This window comes from Streptomyces sp. WAC00040 (assembly GCF_056835925.1).
The window spans coordinates 3,383,935-3,408,589 of sequence record NZ_JAKQZE010000001.1; the positions used below are offsets into that span (position 1 = coordinate 3,383,935).

20 protein-coding genes are annotated in these 24,655 nt (G+C 70.6%); 13 read left to right on the plus strand and 7 right to left on the minus strand.

Annotated features, from left to right (window positions below; translation table 11 throughout):
• Positions 1-220: 220 nt before the first annotated feature.
• Complete coding sequence (locus MDN94_RS15730; RefSeq protein ID WP_482726420.1) at positions 221-1,219, minus strand: aldo/keto reductase; 999 nt, start codon at positions 1,217-1,219, stop codon at positions 221-223.
• Positions 1,220-1,293: 74 nt separating this feature from the next.
• Between MDN94_RS15730 and MDN94_RS15735 the strand changes: the two genes are divergently transcribed.
• The 6 genes from MDN94_RS15735 to serA all read left to right on the plus strand — a co-directional run bounded on the left by MDN94_RS15735 (position 1,294) and on the right by serA (position 10,983).
• Positions 1,294-2,244: a 2-hydroxyacid dehydrogenase gene (locus tag MDN94_RS15735; protein ID WP_482726421.1), complete on the plus strand. Its 951-nt coding sequence runs from the start codon at positions 1,294-1,296 to the stop codon at positions 2,242-2,244.
• 366 nt (positions 2,245-2,610) lie between these two features.
• Positions 2,611-5,418 (plus strand): putative bifunctional diguanylate cyclase/phosphodiesterase, encoded by a 2,808-nt coding sequence (locus MDN94_RS15740; protein WP_482726422.1) that lies wholly within the window; start codon positions 2,611-2,613, stop codon positions 5,416-5,418.
• 231 nt (positions 5,419-5,649) lie between these two features.
• Positions 5,650-7,503: an acetolactate synthase large subunit gene (locus MDN94_RS15745; RefSeq protein WP_482726423.1), complete on the plus strand. Its 1,854-nt coding sequence runs from the start codon at positions 5,650-5,652 to the stop codon at positions 7,501-7,503.
• 38 nt (positions 7,504-7,541) lie between these two features.
• Positions 7,542-8,066: an acetolactate synthase small subunit gene (ilvN, locus tag MDN94_RS15750; RefSeq protein ID WP_159686740.1), complete on the plus strand. Its 525-nt coding sequence runs from the start codon at positions 7,542-7,544 to the stop codon at positions 8,064-8,066.
• Between the two features lie 92 nt (positions 8,067-8,158).
• Positions 8,159-9,160 (plus strand): ketol-acid reductoisomerase, encoded by a 1,002-nt coding sequence (gene ilvC, locus MDN94_RS15755; RefSeq protein ID WP_005311532.1) that lies wholly within the window; start codon positions 8,159-8,161, stop codon positions 9,158-9,160.
• A gap of 230 nt (positions 9,161-9,390) precedes the next feature.
• Positions 9,391-10,983 (plus strand): phosphoglycerate dehydrogenase, encoded by a 1,593-nt coding sequence (gene serA, locus MDN94_RS15760; RefSeq protein WP_441266027.1) that lies wholly within the window; start codon positions 9,391-9,393, stop codon positions 10,981-10,983.
• Positions 10,984-11,284: 301 nt separating this feature from the next.
• Here serA and MDN94_RS15765 read toward each other — a convergent pair whose 3' ends face one another.
• Entirely contained in the window at positions 11,285-12,850 is a 1,566-nt protein-coding gene (locus MDN94_RS15765; RefSeq protein WP_482726424.1) for an MFS transporter, read from the minus strand.
• 97 nt (positions 12,851-12,947) lie between these two features.
• On the opposite strand from MDN94_RS15765, the gene MDN94_RS15770 reads away from it, so the two are divergent.
• Positions 12,948-13,535: a TetR/AcrR family transcriptional regulator gene (locus MDN94_RS15770; RefSeq protein ID WP_482726425.1), complete on the plus strand. Its 588-nt coding sequence runs from the start codon at positions 12,948-12,950 to the stop codon at positions 13,533-13,535.
• Between the two features lie 4 nt (positions 13,536-13,539).
• On the opposite strand, the gene MDN94_RS15775 is transcribed toward MDN94_RS15770, so the two are convergent.
• On the minus strand, positions 13,540-14,748 hold the full coding sequence (locus tag MDN94_RS15775; protein ID WP_482726426.1) for a PucR family transcriptional regulator: 1,209 nt from the start codon (positions 14,746-14,748) through the stop codon (positions 13,540-13,542).
• 171 nt (positions 14,749-14,919) lie between these two features.
• Between MDN94_RS15775 and MDN94_RS15780 the strand changes: the two genes are divergently transcribed.
• Positions 14,920-15,846 (plus strand): proline dehydrogenase family protein, encoded by a 927-nt coding sequence (locus MDN94_RS15780; RefSeq protein ID WP_482726427.1) that lies wholly within the window; start codon positions 14,920-14,922, stop codon positions 15,844-15,846.
• Between the two features lie 35 nt (positions 15,847-15,881).
• A complete protein-coding gene (pruA, locus tag MDN94_RS15785) occupies positions 15,882-17,513 on the plus strand; it encodes an L-glutamate gamma-semialdehyde dehydrogenase (protein WP_482726428.1) in 1,632 nt (543 codons plus the stop codon).
• Between the two features lie 100 nt (positions 17,514-17,613).
• On the opposite strand, the gene MDN94_RS15790 is transcribed toward pruA, so the two are convergent.
• The gene (locus tag MDN94_RS15790; RefSeq protein WP_482726429.1) at positions 17,614-18,453 is read right to left on the minus strand and encodes a DUF1206 domain-containing protein; all 840 of its coding nucleotides are present in this window, start codon (positions 18,451-18,453) and stop codon (positions 17,614-17,616) included.
• Positions 18,454-18,567: 114 nt separating this feature from the next.
• Between MDN94_RS15790 and MDN94_RS15795 the strand changes: the two genes are divergently transcribed.
• Positions 18,568-18,975: a hypothetical protein gene (locus tag MDN94_RS15795; RefSeq protein WP_482726430.1), complete on the plus strand. Its 408-nt coding sequence runs from the start codon at positions 18,568-18,570 to the stop codon at positions 18,973-18,975.
• A 187-nt stretch (positions 18,976-19,162) separates the two neighbouring features.
• Here MDN94_RS15795 and MDN94_RS15800 read toward each other — a convergent pair whose 3' ends face one another.
• Together MDN94_RS15800 and MDN94_RS15805 are read right to left on the minus strand one after the other, a co-directional pair.
• The gene (locus MDN94_RS15800) at positions 19,163-19,888 is read right to left on the minus strand and encodes a hypothetical protein (protein ID WP_482726431.1); all 726 of its coding nucleotides are present in this window, start codon (positions 19,886-19,888) and stop codon (positions 19,163-19,165) included.
• Positions 19,885-20,223 carry a PadR family transcriptional regulator gene (locus MDN94_RS15805; protein ID WP_482726432.1) on the minus strand — a complete coding sequence of 113 codons (339 nt, stop codon included), beginning with the start codon at positions 20,221-20,223 and terminating at the stop codon, positions 19,885-19,887. Before MDN94_RS15805 ends, MDN94_RS15800 begins: the two co-directional genes overlap by 4 nt.
• Positions 20,224-20,492: 269 nt before the next feature.
• On the opposite strand from MDN94_RS15805, the gene MDN94_RS15810 reads away from it, so the two are divergent.
• The 3 genes from MDN94_RS15810 (at position 20,493) to MDN94_RS15820 (ending at position 23,100) form a co-directional block, all read left to right on the plus strand.
• Positions 20,493-20,621 (plus strand): hypothetical protein, encoded by a 129-nt coding sequence (locus MDN94_RS15810; protein WP_482726433.1) that lies wholly within the window; start codon positions 20,493-20,495, stop codon positions 20,619-20,621.
• Between the two features lie 69 nt (positions 20,622-20,690).
• Positions 20,691-21,734, plus strand: a complete 1,044-nt coding sequence (locus tag MDN94_RS15815) for a 3-isopropylmalate dehydrogenase (RefSeq protein WP_482726434.1) — start codon at positions 20,691-20,693, stop codon at positions 21,732-21,734.
• Between the two features lie 259 nt (positions 21,735-21,993).
• Positions 21,994-23,100, plus strand: coding sequence for a branched-chain amino acid aminotransferase (locus MDN94_RS15820; RefSeq protein WP_482726435.1), 1,107 nt, complete (start codon positions 21,994-21,996; stop codon positions 23,098-23,100).
• A gap of 57 nt (positions 23,101-23,157) precedes the next feature.
• Here the strand turns inward: MDN94_RS15820 and MDN94_RS15825 are convergent, their stop codons facing one another.
• Entirely contained in the window at positions 23,158-24,579 is a 1,422-nt protein-coding gene (locus MDN94_RS15825) for a cytosine permease (protein WP_482727084.1), read from the minus strand.
• Positions 24,580-24,655: the final 76 nt, after the last annotated feature.

A 24,655-nucleotide genomic window follows, 5' to 3' on the forward strand; every position in this document is an offset into this window, starting at 1 on the left:
GCAGGACGGTGCACGGTTGTGATCCCTTCGACGGCGGCTGGAGCTGCCTTCCTGTTTTTTTACACCGCTGCCGCCGTTCAGGTTCCCGATCTTGCGGAGAAGCTGCGGCAGCGGTCCATGTGCCGGGCCGCCGGGACGCCTCGGCAAGGTCGACACTCCGGCTCGTGAAGGCGCGCGGCCGCGGTCAGCGCGCCGGGCCCGCACCCGGCGACCGCGCAGCTCAGTCCCACGAACCCCGTGCCGGCGGCAGCGCCGCGATCTCCGCCAGGTCGTACGCCGTGAGCTCCACCTTCCACGCGCCCGCGTTCTCCACCGCCCATTCCGGCCGCTTCGTACCGGGCACCGGCACCACGTGCCGTCCCTGGGCCAGCACCCAGGACAGGGCCACCTGCGCCGGTGTGACGGCGCTCCCGTGCCGTGCGGCGACCCGGCGCAGTCCCGCCACGACCGGCTGGTTGGCCGCCATCATCTCCGCCGTGAAGCGGGGGTGGCGCGCCCGTACGTCGTCCGGCTCGAAACCCTGTCCCGGGGTGAGGGTTCCCGTCAGGAAACCGTTCCCCAGCGGTGTGGCCGCGAGGAATCCCACCCCGCGCGTCTCGCACCACGGGAGGAGCCGTTCCAGGGCCTGTGGCGACCACACGGACAGCTCCGCCTGCACCGTGCTCACCGGGAACACCTGCTGCATCCGCTCCAGTTGGCGAATCGTTCCCTCGTGAAGGTCGCCCCCCGAGCGGCGTGACGCCCGTGCACCGACGGCACACATCCCGAGCGCCCGCACCTTGCCGGCGCGGACCAGCTCCGCCATCGCGCCCCAGGTCTCCTCCACGGGCACCTCGGGGTCGGCGCGGTGGAGCTGGTAGAGGTCGATCACGTCGGTCTGGAGCCGCCGCAGTGAGGCGTCGCAGGCGCGCTTCACATAGCCGGGCCGCCCATTGGCGACGATGTGCTGGTCGCCGACGAGCAGGCCCGCCTGCGTCGACACGAAGGCGTCCTCGCGCCGTTCCTTGAGGACCCGGCCGAGCAGCAGCTCATTGGTGAACGGGCCGTACATGTCGGCCGTGTCCAGCAGGCTCGAACCGGCGTCGAGCGCGCTGTGGACGGTACGGAGCGACCGGTCCCCACGCTGCTGGGAGCTGCTGTAGGCCCAGCTCATCGGCATGCAGCCGAGCCCCACGGCGCCCACCTCGAGGCCTGCCGCACCGATCGCCCTGCGCTCCAACTCCCCGTACCTCTCCCTCGATCGCTCCCAAACTAACCAATGGGCGCCCGCGGCCTTCGCATAGCCTCCTGACCATGACTGCTGATGTGTGGCTCCCCGTCCCGGCCGACGAGATCGGCGGCCTGCCCGCGCCCTCCGCCACGGGCCTGACGTACCGGTTCTGGGACGGCGGACCCGACTACCCCGCCGACCCCGCCGACTGCGCCTTCTACGCCGTCCCGTACATGAAGGGCATGGAGGTGGCCATACGGCCGCTGCCCGCCATGAGGTCCGTACGCGTCGTGCAGACACTGTCCGCGGGCATCGACCATGTGGAGCCCGGACTCGACCTGCTGCCCGCCGGCGTGCGGCTGTGCAACGCCAAGGGCGTCCACGAGGCGTCCACGGCCGAGCTCGCCCTCGCGCTCGTCCTCGCCTCGCTGCGCGGCATCCCCGGATTCGTACGCGGGCAGGACTCGGAGCAGTGGCGGGCCGGCTTCTACCCGTCGCTGGCCGACAAGTCGGTGCTCATCGTGGGATACGGGTCAATAGGCGCCGCCGTCGAGGACCGGCTCGCGCCGTTCGAGTGTGCGCGGGTGGCGCGCGTCGCGCGCTCCGCCCGGACAACGGAGCGCGGCGAAGTGCGCGCACTCACCGACCTTCCCGTCCTGTTGCCGGAGGCCGATGTCGTGATCCTTTCCACTCCGCTCACGGATCGGACGAAGGGGCTGGTGGGGGCCGACTTCCTGAGCCGGATGAAGGACGGAGCACTTCTGGTCAATGTCGCCCGCGGTCCGGTCGTCGACACAAAGGCGCTGCTCGCGGAGGTGGAGACCGGCCGGATCACGGCCGCTCTCGATGTCACGGATCCCGAGCCGCTGCCCGCCGGGCACCCGCTGTGGCACGCCCGCGGCGTACTGATCAGTCCCCATGTCGGCGGCTCCACCTCGGCGTTCATGCCACGGGCCAAGCGCCTGCTGGCCGATCAGGTCAGCCGCTTCGCGGCGGGCGAGGCGCTGCGGAATGTCGTCGTGACGACCGGATAACGACCTTCGAGCCGACCCCGATACGACACGCTTCGAAGTCACTCGAATGCACCGCGTGCCTTAATCGCCAGAGATCGTCACGGAGAGTAGAGGGGCTATGTCCCTGAGTGACGATATTGGTGTATCGTCCCGACCTGGGGGCTGCACCGTGCGAGGGGTGGTGCTGTGGCGCGAACTGATTGCCGATCAGACGTGAGGGGGGCGACGGGCGATGCACGGCCGATGGACCGACGATCCGACGCGGCAGGGCAGCCGCTGGCGACTCCCGCGTACTGCGCTGCGCGGAGCGACGACTCCGACGGCCGCGCCCCAGGCCTCCGCACCGCCCGCGCCTCCGGGGACGGCGGCGCAACCCGGGACAGTGCGATGAGCGCGCCAGGGGCACTGCTGTTCCGGGACGCGCTGCCGCGCGGCGGCTCGAGGCTGAAGCATCAGCTCGTCCTGGCTGTCGTCTGCGCCGGCTACGGAGTGGGCGCCGCCTTCGGCTGGGGCTCCGACCGACTCGCTCTGATCATGGGCGACTTCGGCCTCAGCCTGGCCGCCCTGATCGCCGCCGTCTCCTGCCTGCTCTACGCCCGCACGCAGAAGTGCCGCCTGAGGCCCGCGTGGCTGCTGTTCGCCTTCTCCTCCGCCATGGCGGCGGCGGGCAACGCCGTCTGGGGCTGGTACGAGGTCGTGCTCGGCCGCGCCGTGCCGAGCACGTCCGTGGCCGATCTGTTCTTCCTCTGCTTCGCGCCGCCCGCCATCGTGGGACTCCTGGTCCTGGCCAAGCGGCCGGTCTCCAAGTCCGGCTGGGTCTGCCTCGCGCTCGACGCCTGGCTGATCGGCGGCTCGCTGCTCACACTCTCCTGGAGCCTCGCGCTCGCCCACACCGCACACGCACAGGGCGAGAGCGTGGCCCCGGCCGCCCTCGCGCTGGCCTATCCGCTGCTCGACATCGTGCTGGTCAGCATGGTGCTCGCGCTGCACTTCCGCCGCTCTCCCGCCAACCGGTCCGCGGTCAACACCGCGATCGCCGGCCTCGCGCTCACGGTGCTGTGCGACGCCCTGTTCATCTCCCCGCTGCTGCGGGAGAGCTACAGCTCCGGCCAACTGCTGGACGCCGGCTGGTTCGCGGGCTCGCTGCTGCTCGCCTACGCCCCTTGGGGAGGCACCGGCGAGCCGGCGGGTCCGCCACGGGGCACGAGGAATAATCCGGTGCGTCCCATAACGAGCTCACTGTCCGCGCTGACCCCGTACCTGGCCGCGGCCGTGTGCACCCTCGGCATCCTCCACAACGTCATCGAGGGGCGCCGGGTCGACCGGGTCGTCGTGCTCACCGGCTGCACCGTCGTCCTCGCCCTCGTCGTGCGGCAGGGCATCATGCTCCTCGACAACATCGCCCTCACCCACGAGCTGGCGCAGAAGGAGAACCACTTCCGCTCGCTGGTGCAGGGGTCGAGCGACGTCATCATGATCGCCGCGAGGTCGGGGGTCCTGCGCTACGTCTCGCCCGCGGCCGCGGGCGTCTACGGGCGTGACGCGGAGGAATTGGTCGGAACCGAGCTCGCCTCGCTCATCCATCCGGAGGACCTCGGCCGCGTCGTCCACGAGCTGCGCCGCTTCCTGGCCGCCGAGCCGTCGGCGGAGCCCACCACACGCATGGAGTGCCGATTCAGATCCGGTTCCGGCGACTGGCTCAACGTGGAGTCGACCGTCAGCCGCCACCAGGGCGGCCTGATCTTCAACAGCCGTGACGTCACGGAAAGAGTCCGGTTGCAGGCCCAGTTGCAGCACAACGCGGAGCACGACCCGCTGACCGACCTGCCCAACCGAGCGTTGTTCACCGAGCGGGTCAGGGGCGCCCTGAACGGCCGCAGGGCGGGCGACGAGGGTACCGCCGTGCTCTTCATCGACCTCGACGGCTTCAAGGGCGTCAACGACCGGCTCGGCCACCAGGCGGGCGACGAGCTGCTGATCCAGGCGGCGCGGCGGCTGGCCGACTCCGTACGGGCCGCGGACACGGCCGCCCGGCTCGGGGGCGACGAGTTCGCCGCCCTGATCGTCGGCGACGGGTCCGGGGACAGGTCCGCCCGCGAGTCGCAGGTACTGGAGATCGCCGACAGGCTGCGGCTCATGCTCTCCCAGCCGTACCGCATCGACGGCGGCGAGGTGCGGGTGGCGGCCTCCATCGGCGTCGCCTTCGCCGAGCCCGCGATGAGCCCCACCGACCTGATGCGCAACGCCGACCTCGCCATGTACCGGGCCAAGGCCGCGGGCAAGGATCGCGTGGAGCTGTACGCGCCCCAGATGCAGGCCGAGGTGGTCCGGCGCACCGAACTCGCCGCACGGCTGCGCAGCGCCCTGCACGAGGGCGAGTTCGCGCTGCTGCACCAGCCGGTGGTGAGCCTCACCACCGGCCGGATCGCGGCGGTCTCCGCGCAGGCCCGCTGGCGCTCCGCGCAGGGCATCCTCTTCACCCCTGCCGAGTTCCTGCGGGTCTCAGACGACGGCGACCGCAGCGCCGAGCTCGGCCGCTGGCTGCTGGAGGAGGCCGTCGGCCAGGCGGCGGAACGCGCCGGCACGGGCCACCGGACAACGGTGTCGGTGCGACTGCCCGCGCGTCTGCTGCTGGACAGGGCGCTGCCGCTGGGCTCGATCGAGGCCCTGCTCACGCGGCACGGCCTGCCGTCGGGCGCCCTCGTCATCGAGCTCGCGGACAGTGATCCGCGCATCTCCTTCGACGAGCTCGAACAGCGGCTGACCGCCCTGCGCAGGATGGGGGTACGCATCGCGCTGGACGGCTTCGGCAGCGGCTACGCGGCCATCAACGCCCTGCGCAGGCTCCCCGTGGACGTGCTGAAACTGGACAGGGGCCTGATCGAGGGCGTCGTCGAGTCCGCCAGAGTGCACAAGATCACGAGCGGGCTGCTGCGGATCGCGGGCGACCTCGGCATGCAGTCGGTGGCGGACGGCGTGGATGTGCCGGAGCAGGTGCTGGCGCTGCGCGCCATGGGATGCACCCACGGCCAGGGAATGGCCTTCTCCGGGCCGCTGGACGAGTACCGGCTGCGCCGTGCGCTGGCCAGGGGCGAGTATCCGGTGCCCGACGGGCTGGGGCTGCCGCTGCTTGCCGCGGGCGTGCCGCCTGCCCGGAATGGCTCAAATAATGAGACGCGCGTCCCACCCACTTGACAGTGGTAGCGCGCCGGGGGGAGGGTCATTGCCATGCGCACCCGAATTCTCGTACTTGGAAAGCGCGTCGGCTAGCAGGGCCGCACCGACAGCTCTGCAGACACCTCCCGACGCGCTCCCCTCGCTTGCCTCACGGCACGAGGGGTTTTTTGTTGCACCGGCGCCGACAGCAGCCAGATCAGAACCGCATCAAACCTCGCGAAAACCCTCAGCTTCGAGAAGAGAACGCCGATGACCGAGCAGGCCTCCGGGGCCCACCATCCGCAGCCGCGGGCCCGTACCGGCGGACAGCCGTCCGCCACCGTCGAACACGTCACGGGTGCGCAGTCCCTCATTCGCTCTCTCGAGGAAGTAGGGGCCGACACGGTGTTCGGCATCCCGGGCGGGGCGATCCTCCCGGCGTACGACCCGATGATGGACTCCTCGAAGGTCCGCCACGTCCTGGTCCGCCACGAGCAGGGCGCGGGCCACGCCGCGACCGGCTACGCACAGGCCACCGGCAAGGTCGGCGTCTGCATGGCGACCTCCGGCCCCGGCGCCACCAACCTGGTCACCCCGATCGCCGACGCGCACATGGACTCCGTGCCGCTGGTCGCGATCACCGGCCAGGTCGCCAGCAAGGCCATCGGCACGGATGCCTTCCAGGAGGCGGACATCTGCGGCATCACGATGCCGATCACCAAGCACAACTTCCTGGTCACCAAGGCCGACGACATCCCGCGCATCATCGCGGAGGCCTTCCACATCGCGTCCACCGGCCGCCCCGGCCCCGTCCTCGTCGACATCGCCAAGGACGCCCTCCAGGCCAGGACCACCTTCAGCTGGCCGCCGCAGACCGAGCTGCCCGGCTATCGCCCGGTCACCAAGCCGCACGCCAAGCAGATCCGCGAGGCCGCCAAGCTGATCACCGGCGCCAAGCGCCCGGTCCTGTATGTCGGCGGCGGCGTCCTCAAGGCCGGCGCCACGGCCGAGCTGAAGGTGCTCGCCGAACTCACCGGAGCCCCCGTCACCACCACCCTGATGGCGCTGGGCGCGTTCCCCGACAGCCACCCGCTGCACGTGGGAATGCCGGGCATGCACGGTGCGGTCACCGCCGTCACCGCGCTGCAGAAGGCCGACCTGATCGTCGCCCTCGGAGCCCGTTTCGACGACCGTGTCACCGGCAAGCTGGACAGCTTCGCCCCGTACGCCAAGATCGTCCACGCCGACATCGACCCGGCGGAGATCGGCAAGAACCGCGCCGCCGACGTCCCGATCGTGGGCGACGCCCGCGAGGTCATCGCCGACCTGGTCCAGGCCGTCCAGGCCGAGCACAGCACCGGCAACACCGGCGACTACAACGCGTGGTGGAAGGACCTCAACCGCTGGCGCGAGACCTACCCGCTCGGCTACGAGCAGCCGGGCGACGGCAGCCTCGCCCCGCAGCAGGTCATCCAGCGCATCGGCGAACTCGCCCCCGAGGGCACGATCTTCGCCGCCGGCGTCGGCCAGCACCAGATGTGGGCCGCCCACTTCATCGACTACGAGCAGCCCGCCACCTGGCTGAACTCCGGCGGCGCGGGCACGATGGGCTACGCGGTTCCCGCGGCGATGGGCGCCAAGGCCGGAGCCCCGGAGCGCACGGTCTGGGCGATCGACGGCGACGGCTGCTTCCAGATGACCAACCAGGAGCTCACCACCTGCGCCCTGAACAACATCCCGATCAAGGTCGCGATCATCAACAACGGCGCCCTCGGGATGGTCCGCCAGTGGCAGACCCTGTTCTACAACCAGCGCTACTCCAACACGGTGCTGCACTCCGGCCCCGAGGCCAGCGGCCTGGAGAAGAGTGCCGGCACCCGCGTCCCGGACTTCGTCAAGCTGTCGGAGGCCATGGGCTGTTACGCGATCCGCTGCGAGTCGCCCGACGACCTCGACAAGGTCATCGCCGAGGCCAACGCGATCAACGACCGCCCGGTCGTCATCGACTTCATCGTCCACGAGGACGCCCAGGTGTGGCCCATGGTCGCCGCAGGTACCTCCAACGACGAGGTCATGGCCGCCCGGGGTGTCCGCCCCGACTTCGGCGACAGCGAAGACGACTGAGAGCCGCAGGAAGAGCTGCAGGAAGAGGAACGACGCACATGTCCAAGCACACGCTCTCCGTCCTGGTGGAGAACACGCCCGGCATCCTGGCCAGGATCGCCGCCCTGTTCTCCCGCCGCGGCTTCAACATCGACTCGCTCGCCGTCGGTGTCACCGAGCACCCCGACATCTCCCGCATCACCATCGTGGTCCAGGTCGAGGACCTGCCGCTCGAGCAGGTGACCAAGCAGCTCAACAAGCTCGTCAACGTCCTGAAGATCGTCGAACTCGAGCCCGGTGGCGCCATCCAGCGCGAGCTCGTGCTGGTGAAGGTCCGCGCCGACAACGAGACCCGCTCCCAGATCGTCGAGATCGTCCAGCTGTTCCGCGCCAAGACGGTCGACGTGTCGCCCGAGGCCGTCACCATCGAGGCCACCGGTTCGAGTGACAAGCTGGAAGCGATGCTGAAGATGCTGGAGCAGTTCGGCATCAAGGAACTCGTCCAGTCCGGCACGATCGCCATAGGGCGGGGCGCCCGTTCCATCACGGACCGGTCGCTGCGCGCCCTGGATCGCAGCGCCTGACTCCCTTTCTCGCCTGGCGAGACCCCGAAACCTCCCCGTCCTCTCCCGCCGTACGGTGGGACGCAACACCAGCACTCCAAGGAGATATCCCAGTGGCCGAGCTGTTCTACGACGACGATGCCGACCTGTCCATCATCCAGAACCGCAAGGTCGCGGTCATCGGCTACGGCAGCCAGGGGCACGCCCACGCGCTGTCGCTGCGTGACTCGGGTGTCGACGTCCGCGTCGGTCTGCACGAGGGCTCCAAGTCCAAGGCCAAGGCCGAGGAGCAGGGTCTGCGCGTCGTGACGCCCGCCGAGGCCGCCGCCGAGGCCGACGTCATCATGATCCTGATCCCGGACCCGATCCAGGCGCAGGTCTACGAGGAGTCCGTCAAGGGCAACCTGAAGGACGGCGACGCGCTGTTCTTCGCCCACGGCTTCAACGTCCGCTTCGGCTTCATCAAGGCGCCGGCCGGTGTCGACGTCGCCCTGGTCGCCCCGAAGGGCCCGGGCCACCTGGTCCGCCGCCAGTACGAGGAGGGCCGCGGCGTTCCGGCGATCGCCGCCGTCGAGCAGGACGCCACCGGCAACGCCTTCGCGCTGGCGCTGTCGTACGCCAAGGCCATCGGCGGCACCCGCGCCGGCGTCATCAAGACGACCTTCACCGAGGAGACGGAGACCGACCTGTTCGGTGAGCAGGCCGTGCTCTGCGGTGGTGCCTCCGCGCTGGTCAAGGCGGGCTTCGAGACGCTGACCGAGGCCGGCTACCAGCCGGAGATCGCCTACTTCGAGTGCCTCCACGAGCTGAAGCTGATCGTGGACCTCATGTACGAGGGCGGCCTCGAGAAGATGCGCTGGTCGGTCTCCGAGACCGCCGAGTGGGGCGACTACATCACCGGCCCGCGGATCATCACGGACCAGACCAAGGCCGAGATGAAGAAGGTCCTCGCGGAGATCCAGGACGGCACCTTCGCCAAGAACTGGATGGACGAGTACCACGGCGGTCTGAAGAAGTACGACGAGTACAAGACCCAGGACTCCGAGCACCTGCTCGAGACCACGGGCAAGGAGCTGCGCAAGCTCATGAGCTGGGTCGACAACGACGAGGCGTGAGCGACCGGGCGAGGGGGCCGGTCCCCGGTCCCCTCGCCTCCGCCACTTCGTCCAGCCACGGACGAGTGATCCTGCCAACGAGGCGCAAGACGCAGCGTGCGGCAGCACTACACTGCTCAACAACACCATCGCGTCAGGCCCACAGTGTCGTGCGTCTTCCACGCGGCTTGCCCCCTCCACCGCCTGCGGCCGTCGGGACGGCCGTCCGCACTGCATCTGTGAGGACTCACGTGAGCTCGAAACCTGTCGTACTCATCGCTGAAGAGCTGTCGCCCGCCACCGTCGACGCGCTGGGCCCGGACTTCGAGATCCGGCACTGCAACGGCGCCGACCGCGCGGAGCTCATCCCCGCCATCGCCGACGTCGACGCGATCCTGGTCCGCTCCGCGACGAAGGTCGACGCCGAGGCCATCGCCGCCGCCAAGAAGCTGCGTGTCGTCGCCCGCGCGGGCGTCGGTCTGGACAACGTCGACGTGTCCGCCGCCACCAAGGCCGGCGTGATGGTCGTCAACGCCCCGACCTCCAACATCGTCACCGCCGCCGAGCTCGCGTGCGGCCTGCTCGTCGCCACCGCGCGCAACATCCCCCAGGCCAACACCGCGCTGAAGAACGGCGAGTGGAAGCGCTCGAAGTACACCGGCGTCGAGCTGAGCGAGAAGACCCTCGGCGTCGTCGGCCTCGGCCGCATCGGTGTCCTGGTCGCCCAGCGGATGTCCGCGTTCGGCATGAAGATCGTCGCGTACGACCCCTACGTGCAGCCGGCCCGCGCCGCGCAGATGGGCGTCAAGCTGCTGTCCCTCGACGAGCTGCTCGAGGTCTCCGACTTCATCACCGTCCACCTGCCGAAGACCCCGGAGACGCTGGGGCTGATCGGCGACGAGGCGCTGCACAAGGTCAAGCCGGCCGTCCGCATCGTCAACGCCGCGCGCGGCGGCATCGTCGACGAGCAGGCGCTGTACACGGCGCTCAAGGAGGGCCGCGTCGCCGGCGCCGGCCTCGACGTGTACGCCAAGGAGCCCTGCACCGACTCGCCGCTCTTCGAGCTCGACCAGGTCGTGTGCACCCCGCACCTCGGCGCCTCCACGGACGAGGCCCAGGAGAAGGCCGGCATCGCCGTCGCCCGCTCGGTGCGCCTCGCGCTCGCCGGTGAGCTCGTACCGGACGCGGTCAACGTCCAAGGCGGCGTGATCGCCGAGGACGTGCGCCCCGGTCTGCCGCTCGCCGAGAAGCTCGGCCGCATCTTCACCGCCCTCGCGGGCGAGGTCGCGGTCCGTCTCGACGTCGAGGTCTACGGCGAGATCACCCAGCACGACGTCAAGGTGCTCGAACTGTCCGCGCTCAAGGGCGTGTTCGAGGACGTCGTCGACGAGACCGTCAGCTACGTCAACGCGCCGCTGTTCGCGCAGGAGCGTGGTGTGGAGGTCCGCCTGACCACGAGCTCCGAGTCCCCCGACCACCGCAACGTCGTCACCGTGCGTGGCACGCTCTCCGGCGGCGAGGAGGTCGCGGTCTCCGGCACGCTGGCCGGCCCCAAGCACCTCCAGAAGATCGTCGCGATCGGTGAGCACGACGTGGACCTGGCGCTCGCCGACCACATGGCCGTCCTGCGTTACGAGGACCGCCCGGGCATCGTCGGCACCGTGGGCCGGATCCTCGGCGAGGCCGGTCTCAACATCGCCGGCATGCAGGTCTCGCGGGCGGAGGAGGGCGGCGAGGCGCTCGTCGTCCTGACCGTCGACGACACGGTGCCGCCGGCGGTGCTGGCGGAGATCTCGGACGAGATCGGCGCGACGTCGGCGCGGTCGGTGAACCTGGTGGACTGATCGGCGGTTCCGCGTTCTCGACGCGGCGGACCGCACCGTACGGCGAAGGGGCCCGGGTCTCCCGGGCCCCTTCGCCGTACGCGGGGCCCGGGCGCGCCACCTGCGGCGGGCGAGTCGCCTCCCGGCCCCGCCCCTTCCCGGAACCGGGGCAGGCCCCCGGCCCCGTACCGCGCTCCGCGTGATGCCCTCGATCGCCGGGCGGCTCGGATTTCAACCTCGCCGGCGATTGAGGCGCGAGGGTCCGGGGGCAGAGCCCCAGGTTCGGGAAGGGGCGGGGAGGGGAACACGCCCTGCGCAGCGGCTACGACACCAGCTCGCCCCGCGCCGCCCCCTCCTCCGCGCCGCCCCCGGCGCCCCGCACGCCCCGGCGCATCAGCACCGCGCACCCCGCTCCCGCCAGCGCCAGCACCGCCCCGCCGATCGCCGCCCCGTGCATGCCGTGCACGAACGCGTCGCGCGCCGTCGCGAGGAGTTGCGCCCCGGCCGGGCCGCCCAGTTCCACGGCGACGGCGCTCGCGCCACCGAGGGTGTCGCGGGCGGTGTCGAGGGCCTCGGGCGGCAGGCCCGAGGGGGCCGAGGCGGCGAGGTCCCGGCGGTAGACCGCGGTGCCGATGCTGCCCAGGACGGCCATGCCCAGCGCGCCGCCGAATTCCTGTCCCGTCTCGAGCAGCGACGCCGCCGAGCCTGCCTTCTCCGGCGGTGACGCGGCGAGCGCCAGGTCGGAGACGAGCGCCATCACGGTGACGATGCCGCAGCCGATGACGGCGGCGGCGCCGAGCACGATCCACAGCGAGTCGGTCTCGGACAGCAGCATCAGGGCGAATCCGGCTGCCGCGATCAGGAAGCCGGCGGCGATCACCCGGGCCCGGTCGGTCCTGGCGGCGATCGTGCCGGCCACCGGGGCGGCGACGCCGACGGCGAGCGAGGGTGCGGTGCTCCACAGGGCGGCCTCCAGCGGCCCCATGCCGAGCACGGACTGCAGGTACTGCGTGGTGAAGTAGGCGGAGCCCATCATGGCGAACATGGCGAGGGTGTTGAGGGCGACGCCCGGGCCGAAGCCGCGTGCCCGGAACAGCTTCGTCCCGATCATCGCGTCGTCACGCACCCGCTGGCGCCGTACGAAGACGAATCCGATCGCGAGGCCGGCCGTGATGCTCATCGCCGGTCCCATGCCGTAGCCGTCCGCGGCGATCTCCTTGAGCCCGTAGACGACGGGCAGTACGGCGCCCATCGACAGCGGCACGCTGAGCAGGTCGAAGCGGCCCGGGGCCGGGTCCTTGAACTCCGGTACGAGGACAGGCACCAGGACCAGCAGGAGCAGCATCGCGGGCACGTTGACGAGGAAGACCGACCCCCACCAGAAGTGGTCCAGCATCACGCCGCCCATCACGGACCCGAGCGCGATGCCGCCGGCCATGCATCCGGACCAGATGCCGATCGCCTTGGTGCGCTGCCTGTCGTCGCGGAACATGTTGCGCACGAGGGCCATGGTCGAGGGCATCAGGGTCGCGCCGCCGATGCCGAGCAACGCCCGCGCGGCGATGAGCATTCCGGCGTTCTGCGCGTACGCGGCGCCGACGGAGGCGAGCCCGAACGCGACCGCCCCGACGAGGAGCAGCCGGCGCCGGCCGATGCGGTCCCCGAGCGATCCCATGGTCATCAGCAGCCCGGCGAGGGCGAAGGCGTAGATGTCGAAGATCCACAGCTGCTGTGTGCTGCTCGGGTCCAGCTCGAGGCTGATGGCGGGGATCGCGAAGTAGAGGACGGAGACGTCCATGGAGACCAGGAGGAGCGGCAGCAGAAGGACGACGAAGGCGGTCCATTCGCGGCGGCCGGCTAGGGGCGCGGTGGTACTCGGTGGGGTCATGCGCAGCAATGTACGGGTGTATTAAACGACTGTCTAGAACGAAAGTATAAAACATCTGTGTAGGACGCTCGTATGGCATGCCGGTACGCTGCCTGGCATGGGACATCGCGAGGATCTGCTCGAGGGCGCGAAGCGCTGCCTGATGGAAAAGGGCTTCGTGCGCACCACGGCGCGGGACATCGTCAAGGAGTCGGGGACCAACCTGGCGTCGATCGGCTATCACTACGGCTCGAAGGACGCCCTGCTGGCGGAGGCGTACGTCGCCCTGGTCGAAGGCGTCTCCGACCACTTCGACGCCACGGAGGAGGCGGCCCCGGGGACGCGTCCCGGCTCGACGGACCGCTTCCAGGCGGTCTGGAAGAACATCATCGCCACCATGTCGGGCCCGGAATCCCTGTGGCACCTGAGCATGGAGATCGTCGTCATGGGCGATCAACTGCCCGCCGTGCGCGACCATCTGGCCCGGGCGCAGCGCGAAGGCGCGCGGGGCATCATCCCCATGTTCATGGGGGGTGCCGAGGCCGATGTCGCCGAGGAGGACGTCGACACGCTCGGGAAGTTCTACATGACGCTGATGATGGGGCTCATCGCCCAGTGGTCGTTCGACCCGGCGACCGCGACCCGCGCGGACGAACTCACCGAGGGGCTGCGGCGGATCATGAAGGCGGCCGGCGAGACGCCGTGAGGCGCTACAGCCGGGCGCTCTTGAGAGTCATGTGCAGCAGCAGCCGGTGTTCCCCGTCGTCGAGGTCCAGTCCGGTGAGCTGCTCGACGCGGCCGAGCCGGTAGTAGAGCGTCTGGCGGTGGATCCCCAGCGCCGTGGCCGTACGCCCCGCCTGGCCGGCGCAGTCGAGGAACACCTCCGCCGTGCGGGCCAGTTCGCGGTGCGCGGGGGCGAGCAGTTCACGAACCGCGGGATCCTCCGCGGCCTGTGCGGGCAGGGCGGTCAACAGGCGGTACGGGCCGATGTCCGACCACCGGGCGACGGGCCCGAGCCGGTTCTGCGCCCGCGCGGCCCGGGCCGCGGAACCCGCCTCCTGCCAGGCGCGACCCAGACCGGCCAGTCCGCGCAGCGGCGTCGCCACGCCGGCCGCCGCCTCGCCGCCGCCCGCCGTGTCCACCAGACGGGACGCCGCCGAGAGCGCGGGGGAGAGGCTGTCCGCGGAACGGAGCCGTACGAGCGCGGCAACCGCACCGGCCGGACCGCCGGGTGCCTCGCCGGAGATCTCCGTCTCCACGGGGCGTCCGCCGCCGGGCCGCACGGGCAGGGGCACCGTGCACAGGGCCAGGGCCCCGGGCAGTGAACGCACGGACGGTGCGTCGCCCTTCGTCCACGGCGTCACGCACACCAGCGTGTGCAGTCCCTCCGCGTCCGTGCCCAGCCCGGTGCCCAGCTCGGCCACCGCCATGTCGTACTGCCAGCCCCGCTCCGCCGCCAGAACCGCCCGCAGCTCCCGGGAGAGATCCGCGCCGACCCGCTCCTCGTCCGCGAGCAGTGTCCCGATCCGGTCGGCGACCTCCATCGCGGCGGACAGCTGGGCGGCCGACGGCCCCGGCTCCGCATCGAGCAGCCACACGTACCCGAGGGCGACGCCGTGGTGGCGGACCGGCAGACAGATCCGGTCGCGGTAGACGCCCGCGTCCGGGGCGGCGGGAATACGGACCGGGCCGGTGGCGCGGGTGATGCCGAAGCCCTCGAACCAGGCGCGCACCGCCGGGGTCGACCTGCGGGTCAGGATCGAGCGGGTGCGCACCGGGTCCAGGGTGGTCTCGTCGAAGGCGCTGTCGCTGTCGTGGGCGCCGAAGGCGATCAACCCGAAGTCCCGGTTCTCCAGGGTCGCCGGCATGGCCAGCAGTGCGGAGATCTCGTCGACGAGGTCCTGGTAGTCGCCTTTCACGCCCTCATTCTCGCACCCTTCAGACATATGTCTGAGATCCGGGACACGGATGCGTGACAGCTGTCGATGGCCCGGCGACCGCGCCATCCTTAGGTTCAGGGTGGTTCTTCGTGCCGTTCCCTCAAGCTTCCGGTTTCGGCCACTTCAACACCTGTTCCGTGGAGGTGCCCCGTGCTGGGTCCCGTGATCCTCGCCGCTTCGCGCAGCGACAAGATGCGCCGTTTCGTGTCGGCCGCCCCGGGGACCAAGCAGGTCGTCGCCCGGTTCATCGCCGGTGAGACGGTCGAGCAGGTCGTTCCGGTCGTCAAGGAGGCCGTGGCCAAGGGCCTCGAGGTCACCCTCGACGTCGTCGGTGAGGACATCACCACCAGCGAGCAGGCCGCCGCCGCCCGCGACGCCTACCTCGAGCTGATCGAGCACCTCGCGGGTCTCGGCCTCGGCACCAAGGCCGAGATGTCCGTCAAACTGTCGATGTTCGGCCAGTCCCTCGAGGGCGGCCACGAACTGGCCCTCGCCAACGTCCGCCCCGTCGTCGAGGCCGCCGCCGCCATCGGCACCACGGTTACGCTGGATGCCGAGGACCACACCACCCTCGACTCGATGTTTGCCATCCACGAGGAGCTCCGTAAGGACTTCCCGCAGACCGGCTGTGTGATCCAGGCCTACCTGTTCCGCACCGAGGACGACGCCCGCCGCCTCTCCGAGGCCGGCAGCCGCGTCCGCCTCGTGAAGGGCGCGTACAAGGAGCCCGCCTCCGTCGCCCACCAGGACAAGGCGGAGATCGACAAGGCGTACGTCCGCGTCCTGAAGATCCTGATGGAGGGCGACGGCTACCCGATGATCGGGTCGCACGACCCGCGTCTGATCGCCATCACCCAGGAGCTGGCGCGCAGCGCCGGGCGCAAGCTCGACGACTACGAGTTCCAGATGCTGTACGGCATCCGCAGCGACGAGCACGTCCGCCTCGCGGCGGAGGGCCACCGGATGCGGGTCTACACCGCCTACGGCACCGACTGGTACGGCTACTTCATGCGCCGCCTGGCGGAGAAGCCGGCCAACCTGCTCTTCTTCCTCCGCTCGATGATCACCAAGGGCTGAGCCCTCCCACCCCTCGCTAAGGAGCAACGGAACCCATGGACGCTGTCACCCAGGTCCCCGCCCCGGTCAACGAGCCGGTGCACGGCTACGCCCCCGGTTCGCCCGAGCGCGCCCGCCTCGAGGCCAAGCTCAAGGAGCTGGCCGAGAACCCGATCGAGCTGCCGATGACCATCGGCGGTGTGAAGCGGATGGGCGGCGGCGAGCGTGTCGACGTCGTACAGCCGCACAACCACAAGGCCGTGATCGGCACCTTCGCCGCCGCCACCCAGCAGGACGCGCAGGACGCGATCGACGCCGCCCTCGCCGCCGCTCCCGCGTGGCGCGCGATGGCCTTCGACGACCGTGCCGCGATCATCCTGCGCGCCGCCGAGCTGCTGGCCGGCCCGTGGCGCGAGACGATGGCCGCCTCCACCATGCTCGGCCAGTCGAAGACCGCCCAGCAGGCCGAGATCGACACCCCCTGCGAGCTCATCGACTTCTGGCGCTTCAACGTCAAGTACGCGCGTGACCTGCTCGCCGAGCAGCCCCCGGCCAACTCGCCGGGCGTGTGGAACCGTCTGGACCACCGCCCGCTCGAGGGCTTCGTCTACGCGATCACCCCGTTCAACTTCACCGCCATCGCCGGCAATCTGCCGACCGCGCCCGCGCTGATGGGCAACGTCGTCGTCTGGAAGCCGTCCCCGACGCAGACCCACGCCGCCGTGCTGCTGATGCAGCTGCTGGAGGAGGCCGGTCTGCCCAAGGGCGTCATCAACCTGGTGACCGGCGACGGCATCGCCGTCTCCGAGGTGGCCCTCGAGCACCCGATGCTCGCCGGCATCCACTTCACCGGCTCGACCAAGACCTTCCAGCACCTGTGGAAGACGGTCGGCAACAACATCGAGAAGTACCGGTCCTACCCGCGCATCGTCGGTGAGACGGGCGGCAAGGACTTCGTGGTCGCGCACCCCAGCGCCTCCCGCGCGGTGCTGAAGACGGCTCTGACCCGCGGTTCCTTCGAGTTCCAGGGCCAGAAGTGCTCCGCTTCCTCCCGCGCCTACGTCCCCGCCTCGATCTGGAACTCCGGCTTCAAGGAGGAGTTCGCGGCCGAGGTCGACGGCATCAGGATGGGTGACGTCACCGACCTGTCGAACTTCATCGGCGCCGTGATCGACGAGCGTGCCTTCGCCAAGAACAAGGCCGCCATCGACCGCGCGAAGTCGGACCCGTCCTGCACGATCGTCGCGGGCGGCAGCTACGACGACTCGGTCGGCTACTTCGTCCGTCCGACCGTCATCGAGTGCTCGGACGCCGCCAACGAGGTCTTCACGACCGAGTACTTCGGCCCGATCCTCGCCGTCCACGTCTACGAGGACGACAAGTACGAGGAGATGCTGGAGCAGATGGAGTCGGTGTCGGCGTACGCGCTGACCGGCTCGATCATCGCCGGTGACCGGGCCGCGGCGGCCCACGCGATGGAGAAGCTCCGCTACGCGGCGGGCAACTTCTACATCAACGACAAGTCGACCGGCGCCGTCGTCGGCCAGCAGCCCTTCGGCGGCGGCCGCGCCTCCGGCACCAATGACAAGGCCGGCGCCCCGCAGAACCTGATGCGCTGGACGCTGACCCGTGCCATCAAGGAGACGCTGGTCCCGCCGACCGACTACTCCTACCCGCACATGGGCTGACCTTCCGGTCGCCCCCCGAGGCTCCGCCCCCGTCCCGGCCCCCACGCCGGAACGGGGGCGGTTTCCATGTGCGCCCGCCGAACACCCCGTCAGGTCCGGCTCAGACCCGGCGCATGCGCGCCATCGCGAACGAGAAGACCCCGAACAGCACCAGACCGACGGCGACGAGCGCCAGCAGCCACGGTCCCGCGGAAGTCCCCGCGAAGGACCGCAGCGTGTCGTCGAACCCCTTCGCCCTGTCCGGTTCGTAGGTGAGCGCCGCGAGCACGACGAAGACACCGACGGCGCCGAACAGCACTCCTCGTGCCACTCCGCCCGCGACGCCCGTCACGTCGATCAGCCGCCGGGTCCGGCGCGACATCCCGCCCTGCTTAAGGTGCTTGCGGTACTTGCGCAAGCCGGCGCGCACGGCGACCCAGGCACCGGCGACGACGATGCCGGTACCGGCCAGACCGACGATCCACCGCCCCCCGGGCAGCTCCAGCGCCCTGGCCGTCACGTCCTGCGACTGCCGGTCGCTCGAGCCGCCGCCGCTGCCGCTCTCACCCGCGGCGAACGCGAGCACGGAGTAGGCGACGAACCCGTAGAAGACGCAGCGCCCCGCGGACAGCAGTCGCTTGTGCGCCTTGTGCCCGTCGGCGCCCGCGGCACCGAAGAGCGCTTCGGAGAGACGCCACAGCGCCATGCCGGTCAGTCCCGCACCGAGCGCCCACAACAGCACGGAGCCGAAAGGCTGCTCCGACACCTGGGTGAGCGCGCCGCCGCGGTCCGCCTGGCGGCCGGTGCCGCCGAAGGCGATGTGCAGTGCCAGTGCCCCGACGAGCAGGTAGATCACCCCGCGTGCCACGAATCCCCAGCGCGCGGCTGCTTCGACGACGGAACCGTTCGCCGCCCGGCGGGCCCGGGCGCGGCCGGTGTGTGTCAATGTGCGTGCGTTCATGGCCACCTCCGGTACGCGGATGCCCTGGCGGTTCTCCCGGAAACGGGACGGCGGCGGCCACTCGTGATGACGGCCGCTCAGTTTGCGTGCGCCGTGGGCGGATACCCGAACGGCATGGCTGAGACCGAGAAGAAGACGACACAGGCACGTACGACGACGAAGAAGACGGCCGCCGCCGCACAGGGGCGGACCCGGTCGGCCGCCGAGGCGCCGGCGAAGGCGGCGTCCAAGGCGCAGGACACGGCCCGCCGCACCGGGGAGCTGGCGCAGGGCATCGGCGGCGTGGCCACGGAGAAGGCACTGACGGCGGCCAGGACGGTCCAGCAGGCGGCCTCCACCGCCGCCGGCGCGACGGTCGGCAAGGCAGGCCTCGTGTGGACGCTCGTGAAGGCGCGCAAGGCGATCGTGGCCGGGGCCGGGACGGGCGTCGCCACCGCGGTGGCCGGCTCCTACGCGCTCGGCCGTCGCGCGGGCCTCAAGCAGCGCGGCCCGCTGTCCCGCCTCACCGGCGGCAGGCTCTAGCAGCCGATCGACTCCCCTTGCCCCGCCGGGCTTCTGGCGCCGCCGCCCGCAGTGATCTTCCGGGCGTTCCGCGGAGGCGGTGTCCGCGGAACGCACGGACGTCACGGTTCCTCGTGTCGCCCGCGGCGTACGACGGAGCCCGGCGGGAGTGCGCGGGGGGAGCGGCCGCGATGCCGGTCCGCCGGTGTCACACGGCCTTCCCGGAGTCCTTGGTCATCTGCCGCCGGGTCCACAGCGCCATGCCGACGGTGCCGGCGAGCAGGGTCGGGAAGGTGACCGCGAACCCGAGGTGGTCCGTCACGTACGCCGTGAGGATCACGGCGATGATCACCGGCCAGCCCACGGCGACGAGCCACCCCTTGGTCCCTATGTAACAGGAGCGGGCCGGGCGTTCGGGCAGGGCAGTGAGAGCGGCGGCCGGCCCTGCCGTGGCCGCCTTGGGGCGTTTGAAGTACGCGTAGAAGAACCACTCGCCGCACAGCTCCCAGCCCTCGGGGGCGAGCCGTTCGAGCAGCCCGTCACGCTGCCGTTCGCCGACGATCTCGCGGCGGTACTCCCAGCGGAGTGCAGCGCCCGGGGCACGCCGGCACACGAACCGGCCCAAGCTGTCGAGCCGTTCGACCTCCCAGCCCTGGTCGCCATGGAGGGCCAGCAGCCTGCGGTCGTTGTACATGTCGGCGGTCCACGTCCAGGTCTCCGCCTCGTCGGCGGGACCGGCCACGTCGGGCGCGGTGCCGCCCAGTCGGGCGGCGAAGGCGTCGGCCGGGCCGAACTCCTCCTCCGGAGTGCTGCCGGTCTCCGCGAGGTGGGCGGCGAGCTCGGAGACGGTGGCGTCGATCCGGTCCACCGGAACACCTGCGCCACGTAGTGCCTCGGCGAGTTGCCCGAAATACCCCGCTTGGTCGGTCGTCATGTCGTTCCCCCTGTGAACAGCGTGGTCCTGACGGCGTTGTGGAACTCCAGCCACGCCCCGCTCTCCGCGGCCAGGTGCTCGCGCCCCTGCTCGGTGAGCCGGTAGTAGCGGCGTCCCGGCCCGCGCTCAGCGGCCCTGAACTCGGCCGTGACGAGCCCGGCCTCCTCGAGGCGGTTGAGTACGGGGTAGAGCGTCCCCCCCTTGATGCGGCCGAGCCCGGCCTCGGCCAGGGCCTTGGAGATCTCGTAGCCGTAGCTCTCGCCGTCCTTGAGGCAGGACAGGACGAGCAGGTCGAGTACGCCTTTGAGCCAGCTGGATCTGCGGTCTGCGGCCATGTCTGTATTCCATCACCAGCTAGGTAGGAAAGCAATCTAGATGCCAATGCATCCGGTCAACGCAAGATCGCGTCTCAGATAGTAGGAAGTCCGAGTAATTGTGGAGACAGAGCGGCCGAGCTGACCTAGCTTTGTAGGAGCCGAACGTCTCGCTCGATCCAGCGAATGGCGGTTCCGGGTCCGCGCCCCCAGGCAGGCAACCCCTGCGGCGCGCCCGCCGCCCCTTCCGGCGCCTCGAAATCTCTTCTGATCTCAAGGAGTCGATCACCATGTCCGCTGAGACCGCCCGCCGAGTCCGTCACTCCTCCCGCACCAGCGAGTCCGACCGCAGGAACGCCGCCGCCGCCCTCCAGCGCGCCCTCGACCGCCGGGACAACGGCGGCTCCACCGGTCACTGAACGACGACCGCTGCGTCCATATGGTGGACGTGTCATGTCATTGAATGGGACGCGGAGTAGGGTGCCGACATGTCTCGCAGCATCAATCTCGCAGTTGTCCCCGGTGACGGCATCGGCCAGGAGGTCGTGGCGCAGGGCCTGAAGGTCCTTGCCGCGGTCCTGCCTCAGGATGTGAAGCTGGAGACCAAGGAGTACGACCTCGGCGCCCAGCGCTGGCACCGCACCGGGGAGACCCTCCCGGACGCGGAGCTCGACTCCCTCAAGCACCACGACGCGATCCTCCTCGGCGCCATCGGCGACCCGTCGGTGCCCTCCGGTGTGCTGGAGCGCGGTCTGCTGCTGAAGCTGCGGTTCGCCTTCGACCACTACGTCAACCTGCGTCCGTCGAAGCTGTTCCCGAACACCGCCACCCCGCTGGCCGGCCGCCCCGACATCGACTTCGTCGTCGTGCGCGAGGGCACAGAGGGCCCGTACACGGGCAACGGCGGTTCCCTGCGCACCGGTACGCCCGCCGAGGTCGCCACCGAGGTCAGCCTCAACACGGCCTACGGCGTGGAGCGTGTCGTCCGCGACGCGTACGAGCGGGCCAACTCCCGCCCCCGCAAGAAGCTGACGCTCGTCCACAAGAACAACGTGCTCGTCTACGCGGGGCACATGTGGAAGAACATCTTCGACAAGGTCGGCCAGGAGTACCCCGAGGTCACCACCGACTATCTGCACGTCGACGCCGCGACGATCTTCTTCGTCACCCAGCCGGAGCGCTTCGACGTCATCGTCACCGACAACCTCTTCGGCGACATCCTCACCGACCTCGCCGCCGCCGTGACCGGCGGCATCGGCCTGGCCGCGTCCGGCAACATCAACCCGACCGGCGAGTTCCCGTCGATGTTCGAGCCCGTCCACGGCTCGGCCCCCGACATCGCCGGCCAGGGCAAGGCCGACCCGACCGCCACGATCCTGTCGGTCGCCCTCCTGCTGCGCCACCTCGGCCACGAGTCCGAGGCGGTCCGCATCGAGGAGGCCGTGGCCGCCGACCTGGCGGAGCGTGCGCCGGGCACGACCCGCACCACGGACCAGATCGGTGACGCGCTCGCGGTACGAGTAGCGAGCTGACCCGGGACATCAGACTTCCGGGGGCGTCCCCCGGACACCCCAGAAGCCGCCGGGTCGCATTCTCCACCGCGCCCGGCGGCTTTTCCTGTGCGGCCCCCGGGTGCCACCATCAGAACCTGGGCCGTACTCCCGCCGTTCCCTGCGCGGATCCCCACGGGCGATAATCGGACGTGGGCCGTGTCGCACGGCGATGCTCGGATGTCCAAGCAGTGGGCGTGAGCGCGGTCCGTCACAACAACCGGTGAAGGACACTGCACTCATGACGACGCCCACGATCGAGCTCAAGCCTTCCTCGCACCCGCTGTCCGACGCGGAGCGCGAGGCGATCCTGGCCAATCCGGGATTCGGCCGCCACTTCACCGATCACATGGTGACGATCAGGTGGACGGAGGGGCGTGGCTGGCACGACGGCGAGCTCGTTCCTTACGGGCCGCTGTCGATGGACCCGGCCAACATGACCCTGCACTACGCGCAGGAGATCTTCGAGGGCCTCAAGGCGTACCGCCGCCCCGACGGCTCCGTGGCCACCTTCCGTCCCGAGGCCAACGCCGAGCGCTTCCAGCGTTCCGCCCGCCGCCTGGCGATGCCCGAGCTGCCGGTCGACACCTTCATCGCCGCCTGCGACGCACTGGTCCAGCAGGACAAGGCATGGGTCCCCGCGCACGGTGGCGAGGCGTCCCTCTACCTCCGCCCGTTCATGATCGCGAGCGAGGTCGGTCTGGGTGTGAAGCCCGCCAACGAGTACCTCTTCCTCGTCATCGCCTCCCCGGCCGGCGCGTACTTCCCCGGCGGCGTCAAGCCCGTCTCCATCTGGCTCTCCGAGGACCGGGTCCGTGCCGTCCCCGGTGGCATGGGCGACGCCAAGACCGGCGGCAACTACGCCGCCTCCCTGCTCGCCCAGGCCGAGGCCGCGCAGAAGGGCTGCGACCAGGTCGCCTACCTCGACGCCGTCGAGCACAAGTGGGTCGAGGAACTGGGCGGCATGAACCTGTACTTCGTCTACGAGACGGGCCCCGGCGGTGACCTCAAGATCGTCACCCCCGAGCTCACCGGCTCCCTGCTCGCGGGCATCACCCGCGACTCGCTCCTCACCCTGGCCAAGGACCTCGGCTACGGGTCGGAGGAGGGCCGGATCTCCATCGACCAGTGGCAGGCCGACACCGAGAACGGCACCCTCAAGGAGGTCTTCGCCTGCGGCACGGCCGCGGTGATCACCCCGGTCGGCCGGGTGAAGTCCGCGCGCGGAGAGTGGACGCAGTCCGGCGGACAGCCGGGCGAGGTCACCATGCGGCTGCGCAAGGCGCTCCTGGACATCCAGACGGGCTCCGGCGAGGACGTCCACGGCTGGATGCACGAGCTCGGCTGACGCCCCGCGTCACCACGACGGCCCGCTCCGGCTTCCGGCCGGGGCGGGCCGTCGCGTTCACGAGGCCGCCGACTCCGCGACCGGTGCGGGCGCGGCGGCGGGGGCTGTGCCCGCCCGCAGCGCCGCGTACGTCACGCCTCCCACCAGGCCCGACAGGACGAAGCTCACGTCGATACCGCCGGTGAGGCCGAGCAGCGGTCCTTCGTAGAGCGGAGTGGAGACGGCCGCCAGACCCGCGGTCGCACCCAGTGCCCAGGACGCGGTGGCGGGTACGTTCCAGCCGGAGCGGAACCAGTAGACGCCGCCCCGTGCACGGCGGTTGTGGACCTGGAGGGCGTCCGCGTCGTACACCCCCGCGCAGCGGACGTGCGCCATCAGCGTGATCACCGCCCACGGGGTGCCCACCGCGGTGAGCAGCAGCACGAACGACGTCATGGCCGACCGGGCGTCCCAGCCGAAGTGGCCGGCGAACACGAACGCCGTGGCCATGACGGCCACCACAAGAGTGGCCCGGGTTCGGGTGGCACGCGGCAGGATCGCGTCGAGGTCGAGCCCCATCGAGTAGAGCATCAGCCCCGCGTTGCCGACCGAACCCGCCATGGCGGCGATCAGCAGCGGGACGAGGTACCAGGCGGGGGACGCGGCGACGAGCGGGCCGGCGTAGTCGGCCCCGGCCCGCGCGGCCAGAGCCGTGTACGTACCGAAAAGCTGCGGGATCAGGAGCCCGGCCACCAGCCCCGCACAGGTGGCGCCGAGCACCCGGCGCGGGCTGTGCCGCAGCGGCGAGATGTACCGGGTGTAGTCGCCGAGCAGGGTGATGAACGCGATCGGTCCGCTGAGTCCTGCGGCCACCGCCGAGAGCACCCAGGTCGGCCAGAACGACCCCAGCACGTAAGGGGTGTCCGGCGGCGCCGCCGTGGTGAGGTCCGGGGCGTACGCGACGATGCCGAGGAGCAGGAGCGCGGTCATGCCTACGGCCAGGACCTTGCTGAGACGTAGCAGCAGCCGGTAGCCGTACACGGCGCCGACGGCGGTGCAGGCGGCGAGCAGCGCGTAGACGAGGGTGTGGGCGAGGCCGCCGGTGGGCAGGCCCGCGAGGCGCGCCAGCGTGCCGATCACCACGTCGCCGCCGATCCACAAGGTCAGTGCCGTGTAGCCGAGCGAGAGCAGCAGGCCGACGACCGACCCCACGAGCCGGCCGCGGACCCCGAAGGCGGCGCCGCTGGACGTCGACAGATTGGTCGCCGTACGCAGCGAGACCAGGGCCAGCGGAGCGGTGACGGCCACACCGACGACGGTGCCGGCGACGATCGAGGTGACGGACGGCCACAGGCCGAGGCCGAAGGAGACCGGGAGCCAGCCGAAGACGATCACCCCCAGGCAGAGGTTCGACCCGAGCAGGATCGAGACGAGATCGCGAGGAGTGCTGGTGCGCTCCTCTTCGGGGACGGTGTCGACTCCGCGCAGTTCCACCGGCATGGGGCTGCCCCTCATCTTCATGGTTAGAGTGACGCTCTAATTGACTGCTGCTCAATGTGAGGCATCCCTTGTATCA